Source organism: Glycomyces salinus, from assembly GCF_016428645.1.
Lineage (GTDB): Bacteria > Actinomycetota > Actinomycetes > Mycobacteriales > Micromonosporaceae > Glycomyces > Glycomyces salinus.
This window is the reverse complement of sequence record NZ_JAELXW010000121.1, coordinates 21,129-27,128: the sequence shown is the minus strand read 5'-3', so window position 1 is coordinate 27,128 and position 6,000 is coordinate 21,129. Positions and strand designations below refer to the sequence as shown.

The 6,000-nt window shown below is 69.0% G+C and carries 5 protein-coding genes and 1 pseudogene; all 6 read right to left on the bottom strand.

What is annotated here, in order from left to right:
• A pseudogene (locus tag JFB92_RS25840) lies at window positions 1–231 on the bottom strand (hypothetical protein); the annotation flags it as partial.
• A gap of 665 nt (window positions 232–896) precedes the next feature.
• Window positions 897–1,811: a polysaccharide lyase family 20 protein gene (locus JFB92_RS22415; protein ID WP_199043836.1), complete on the bottom strand. Its 915-nt coding sequence runs from the start codon at window positions 1,809–1,811 to the stop codon at window positions 897–899.
• 179 nt (window positions 1,812–1,990) lie between these two features.
• Window positions 1,991–2,686, bottom strand: a complete 696-nt coding sequence (locus JFB92_RS22410) for a YqeB family protein (RefSeq protein WP_199043835.1) — start codon at window positions 2,684–2,686, stop codon at window positions 1,991–1,993.
• Between the two features lie 139 nt (window positions 2,687–2,825).
• The gene (locus JFB92_RS22405) at window positions 2,826–3,263 is read right to left on the bottom strand and encodes a hypothetical protein (RefSeq protein WP_199043834.1); all 438 of its coding nucleotides are present in this window, start codon (window positions 3,261–3,263) and stop codon (window positions 2,826–2,828) included.
• Between the two features lie 204 nt (window positions 3,264–3,467).
• A complete protein-coding gene (gene sucD / locus JFB92_RS22400; RefSeq protein ID WP_199043833.1) occupies window positions 3,468–4,355 on the bottom strand; it encodes a succinate--CoA ligase subunit alpha in 888 nt (295 codons plus the stop codon).
• A 5-nt stretch (window positions 4,356–4,360) separates the two neighbouring features.
• Complete coding sequence (gene sucC / locus JFB92_RS22395; RefSeq protein ID WP_199043832.1) at window positions 4,361–5,542, bottom strand: ADP-forming succinate--CoA ligase subunit beta; 1,182 nt, start codon at window positions 5,540–5,542, stop codon at window positions 4,361–4,363.
• Between the last annotated feature and the right edge of the window lie 458 nt (window positions 5,543–6,000).

Sequence of the window (6,000 nt, the reverse complement as noted above, 5' to 3'; positions counted from 1 at the left end):
CCGGCCCCCGCCGACATGACCGGACACCAGGACCCCGGCGGGTGCGGCTGCGCCGACTGGCGCACCGAGGCCGACCTCGAGGCCGACTTCGCCACCGACGCCGCGAACGTCTTCCCGACCGGCCTCTACCCCGAAGAATGGGCCGAAACACTCAAAGACGACCTCAACCGCGCCGCCGAGCAGGCCGAGACCGACCGCGCCTGGGCCGCCGCCAAAGCCGCACGCGCCCAAGCACGAGCACGCTTCACCACCGAGAACGTCGAGGCGCGCAGCGGCACACGAGCACCGGCCCCCGAACCCGAACCCGAACCGCGCTCGGAACCCGGACGAACCACCGCACCCCGACCGCGCTCAGGACCCGAGCAGGACTCTCCTCCCGAGCCCGCCTGCACCGCAACACGCTCCGACCCCGGACCCCCGCCCTTCTTACCCCGCCCGCCGCGGAAGGCACCCGCGGCGGGGGCCAGCACACACACGACACACCAACCCGAACCCACCCGACCGGGTTCGGGCCCTCGCCGTGCCCGGGGCACGGCAGGCCACCCCAACCCGCCTCCCACACCACACCGTCGCCGCCCGGGCGAACCCCGACCGAGACCGGCCCGCCAGCCGACAGGGGGACACCGCACCGCATCCCACCTCACCATCGCCGCCGCTCGAACCCCCACCGAAACCGACCCGCCAGCCGAACACCAACCCCGCCCCACCACCACACGCTCCGTCACCGCCCAGGTGAAGCCCGACACCATGTGGCCCGCCAGCCGACAGCGACACCCCACCGCCTCTCACCACCTGTCGGCGCGGCGGACGGCAGTCTGTCCTGGGCCGTCACGCGGCTTGTGGCATCGGTGCCGCCACCGCCGGGCCCCGACAGCACTCGGTTCCCGTCAGTGGTGTCAGCGGCGTCGCGCCCAGGTCTGGTGTTGGGCCCGGCCGGTGAGCGCCGCGGTGTCGAGTAGGCCGAGGTCCGGCAGGGCTTCGCCGACCGCGGTGCCGCAGGGGGCAGGCCAGCCCGTGGGCATCACGGATTCGCAGGTGGTGCCCATGGAAATGTTGTCGTGGAACACCGCCCGCTTGTCGACGTCACTGGTCCCGCCGTTTCTCCAGCCGGGCTTGTAGATGCCCCATTTGAGGTAGCCGACGTCCGGCGGGTCGTTGAAAGTGTTGGGGCCGTGGTGCTCGAAGTACTGCCAGCCGGGGTTCTTGCTCGTCTGCGTCCAGGCTTCGATGTGGCCGGTGTCGTCGTAGGCCCAGTCGAACTTGAAGACGAAGTCGGTCCACTGGCCGAGCTTGATCCCGCCGAGGCCCAGGTGGGTCTTGTCGATCGTGCCGGATGTCGAGCACTCGTTCCCGTCCGAGTTGATCCTCAGACGCCACTCGCCGCCGCCCGCCGGATGGACCGCCAAGAACGCGGCCGGCGACTTCCTCGGCTCGCACGCCTCGCCCACGGGTGTGGTGTGCCACTGGAAGAGGATGTCCTCCATTTGGCCGTCATACTCCCAAGTGCTGGGCAAGTAGATGCTGAACGCGTAGTAGAAGGTGTCACCGACGCCGAACCGTGTCGACTGCATGTCGATCGCGTGGCTCTCGGCGCGGGGGCCAAGCGACTCCTCCTGGGGATCGCCCTGACGCAACTCGTGGTGGATCGAGGTGTCGCTGTCGCGCCCGAACCCGGCGGTCTGCACCGAGTAGGTGCAGCATTCGTTGTGGCCGATGTCGGCGTAACCGGAGCCGGTGGCGCCGTTCTCGTAGTCGGCGAAGAAGACCGCGTCCGGATCGCTCTCGTCGGCGAATGCGTTGTAGGTGTTCATACCCACTGCACCGACGCAGAGGGCGGCCATTGCGCCGAGGACCTTGGCGAGTGAGGATCGTTTCACGGGTGTGCGGCCCATTCATGAAGACTGCAGGTTGATCATGACCATAACCGGGCCTTGCATCATGGATACATCAACCTGGAATAGGCCCGGACCGGAAGCGGGACTCCGTGAGGTCAGGACGGGTCGGAGAGGCGCCAGTACTGCTTCTTGTCCTTGTCGCGCAGCACGACGTCGAGGGAGGCGAGTTCGTCGCGGAGCTCTTCGAGCTCCTTGCCCTCGGACTTCTCCAGGGCCCGCTGGCGGGCCTTCAGGAGCGGTTCGGCGCCCTTCGGCAGGCCCTCGGCCTCCGGCACCCACCTGCGGTAGTCGTCCTCGTAGGGGTCGCCTCCGGGCCGCCAGGCGTAGCCGTGGCGCCGCAGGGCCTCGACCAGGTTCTCGCGTTTCAGGTCGAATTGGACGCGGGCGAGCTCCTGGCGGCGGCGTCCGAGGACCACCAGGCGCTTGTCCTCGACGAACACCGAGGCCACGTCGGCGGCCTCGACGGTGCGGTCGTAGTCGCCGCGCTCGAGGCGCAGGCGCCGCCGGTCGACGGTCACGGTGAGCATCTCGTGGACGCCGATGAGCGCCAGCACCAGCCCGGCGGCCGCGCCCACCGCGAGCGCCACGATCAGGCGGACGGTGCCCGACAGCTCGGTGAACTGCTCGAAGAGGCCCTGGAGCGGGAACCACCGGAGCCCGGTGATCAATTCGGCGATGAGGTTCAGGCCCCACCCGAGCCCGGCCCCGAGCAGGGGGAAGCCCACAAGCAGGGCGCCGCCCAGCCACTTCGGCTCGGACACCACGGTCTGGTTCTCGCCTGCGGGGTGCATGCGTCTCCTCCGTTCGAATCGGGCGGAAATCACTGTATCCAACCCTTCTGAACAGGCAAAACGCCGTACTCTGGCACTAGTACCCAGGTACTAACCGGGCCGGGCCGGTCCCGCCGGGGCAGGACCGGCCCGGCCTGGTCTAGCAGGCGCCCCTCGAGTACCGGGCGCTGTAGTGGGCGCCGTCGCCCTGGAAGGTGAGCGTTCCGCCCCGGGACCCGACCGTGTCGCTGCCGATGAAGTCGTCGGGGTCCGGCCAGTCGTAGTCCCAGGCCGCGACGACCGAGCCGACCGCCACGGTCCGGTTCACCGCCGCGGTGGCCCCGTCGTCCATCGATCCCGGAGACTCCCAGATCCGCCAGCCGTCCACCGTCAGGTAGGGCTCGTCGCCGGGGGCGCTCCAGTCCTCGGCCTCGTGGACGGTGAGGCTCTCGATGCACGCGCTGGACCGGTACATCAGGTAGTACCGGGTCGCGTCCCACTCTTCCTCCGCGGCCGAGGCGGCCGCCGGCACCGCCGTCGCCATGACGGCCGCCGCCGCTCCCGCCGCGGCGATTCGGATCCGGTTCGCTCTGGACATCTCGGTTTCCCTTCCTGGGTGGGGCGTCGGCGCCGCCGACGCTCTGGCGTCAGGAAAAGTAGCAATAGCCGCATAAACGGATAGGCGGGTTCAATAGGAATGACATGTCGGGAATCCGACTCGCCGCCGCCGCGGATTCGGCCTCGTGCGGGCCGGGAACGCGACAGGGCCCGGGCGCTGCCCGGGCCCTGTGAAAGAACGTCGCTAGAGGCTCTTGATGACTTCGCGCATCAGGTTGGCCGTCTCGGACGGAGTCTTGCCGACCTTGACGCCGGCGGCCTCGAGGGCCTCCTTCTTTGCCTCGGCGGTCCCGGCCGAACCGGAGATGATGGCGCCGGCGTGGCCCATCGTCTTGCCGGGAGGCGCGGTGAAGCCCGCGATGTAGCCGACGACCGGCTTGGTCACGTGCTCGGCGATGTACTCTGCCGCGCGCTCCTCGGCGTCGCCGCCGATCTCGCCGATCATGACGATCGCCTTGGTCTCGGGGTCCTCCTCGAAGGCCCTGAGGCAGTCGATGTGGGTGGTCCCGATGACCGGGTCGCCGCCGATGCCGACCGAGGTCGAGAAGCCGATGTCGCGCAGCTCGTACATCAGCTGGTAGGTCAGCGTGCCGGACTTGGAGACCAGCCCGATCGGGCCCGAGCCGGTGATGTCGGCCGGGGTGATGCCCGCGTTGGACTTGTCGGGGCTGGCGATGCCCGGGCAGTTCGGGCCCACGATGCGGGTCTTGTTGCCCTTGGACTCGGCGTGGTTCCAGAACGCGACCGAGTCGTGCACCGGGATGCCCTCGGTGATGACGATGGCCACGCCGATCTCGGCGTCGATCGCCTCGATCACGGCGGACTTGCAGAACGCCGGGGGCACGAACACCACGGAGGTGTCGGCGCCGGTCTCGGCCATGGCCTCGGCCACGGAGGCGAACACCGGCAGGCTGGCGCCCTCGAAGTCGACCTTCTGGCCGGCCTTGCGCGGGTTGACGCCGCCGACGATATTGGTGCCCGCCTTGAGCATGCGCGCGGTGTGCTTCATGCCCTCGGAGCCGGTCATGCCCTGGACGATGACCTTGCTGTTCTCGTTGAGGAAGATTGCCATGCTGATCAGGCCCCCTGGTTGGCGAGCTCGGCGACCTTGTCGGCGGCCGCGTCCATCGTCTCGACGACGGTGATGAGCGGGTGGTTGGCGTCGGCGAGGATCTTGCGTCCGGCCTCGGCGTTGTTGCCGTCGATGCGGGCGACCAGCGGCTTGTCGACCTCCTCGCCGCGCTCTGCGAGGGTCCCGAGCGCGCCGATGATGCCGTTGGCGACCTCGTCGCAGGCGGTGATGCCGCCGAAGACGTTCACGAAGACGCTCTTGACCTGCGGGTCGGAAAGGACTACCTCGAGGCTGTTGGCCATGACCGCGGCCGAGGCGCCGCCTCCGATGTCGAGGAAGTTGGCGGGCTTGACGCCGCCGTGCTTCTCCCCGGCGTAGGCGACCACGTCGAGGGTCGACATGACCAGGCCCGCGCCGTTGCCGATGATGCCGACCTGGCCGTCGAGCTTGACGTAGTTGAGGTCCTGCTCCTTGGCGCGCTGCTCCAGCGGGTCGACCGCGGAGGCGTCGGCGAACGCCTCGGCGTTCTCGGGGTGCCGGAAGCCGGCGTTCTCGTCGAGGGTGACCTTCGCGTCCAGCGCCAGGACCTTGCCCTCGGGGGTGCGGACCAGCGGGTTGACCTCCACGAGGGTGGCGTCCTCGGCGACGAAGGCGTCCCAGAGCCTCACGAAGACCTCGACGAGCTGGTCGCGCAGGTCGGCGGGGAATCCGGCCTCGTCGGCGATCTCGCCGGCGATCTCGGGGGTCACGCCGACGCCGGCGTCGATGGGCTTCTTGACGACCTTGTCCGGGGCGGTCTTGGCGACCTCCTCGATCTCCACGCCGCCCTCGGTCGAGGCGATGCACAGGAACGTGCGGTTCGCCCGGTCGAGCAGGTAGGAGAAGTAGTACTCGGAGTCGATGTCGGCCGTGACGGTCAGCATGACCTTCTCGACCGTGTGGCCTTTGATGTCCATCCCGAGGATGTCGGTGGCGTGGGTCTTCGCCTCGTCGACCGAGTCGGCGAGCTTGACGCCGCCGGCCTTGCCGCGGCCTCCCACTTTCACTTGCGCTTTGACGACCACCCGGTCACCGAGGCGCTCGGCGAGCTCCACGGCCTCCTGCGGGGTGGTGGCGACGCCGCCGTCCAGTACCGGCACACTGTGCCGGGCGAACAGTGCGCGGCCCTGGTATTCGTACAGATCCACTGTAGAGTCCGCTCCACTAGCTAGTCTTCTTCGACCGGGTTGCCCGAAGGTATCCCGTTAGCGCAGCGTAACGCGACTGTGCGGATCCCGGCCGATCGCGGGGCCAGGGTGTGACGAGTTCGGCGACGAAGGGGCCGGACCGGGGGTGGGGCGAGGCTGTCGCCGGGGTCGGCGCGGGGTGTGGGGCGGGCGGCCCGAATAAGCGGGGACCGGACGCACCCCTCAGGCGTCCGGTCCCCTTCAAGCGGGAATCAAGCCCACCCCTCAAAGGCTTGATTCCCTTAGGCACGATGCCCTATCGCCACCCCTCAATCGACAGGGCATCGGCGGTTTGTGGCATAGCTCCAATGAGCTGTGCGATACCGTTCGGCGGCGAAGTGAATCACCGCCCCCGATGCGTCTTCGTCGTCCGCATCGCGTCCGACACTAATAAGAACGAGCGCCGTCGCAGGCGGTTA

Bases quoted from the DNA above. Each gene is read 5' to 3' on its own strand.
- JFB92_RS22405 (WP_199043834.1), bottom strand. From the start codon at position 3,263: ATGTCCAGAGCGAACCGGATCCGAATCGCCGCGGCGGGAGCGGCGGCG.
- JFB92_RS22410 (WP_199043835.1), bottom strand. From the start codon at position 2,686: ATGCACCCCGCAGGCGAGAACCAGACCGTGGTGTCCGAGCCGAAGTGG.
- sucD (WP_199043833.1), bottom strand. From the start codon at position 4,355: ATGGCAATCTTCCTCAACGAGAACAGCAAGGTCATCGTCCAGGGCATG.
- JFB92_RS22415 (WP_199043836.1), bottom strand. From the start codon at position 1,811: ATGAACACCTACAACGCATTCGCCGACGAGAGCGATCCGGACGCGGTC.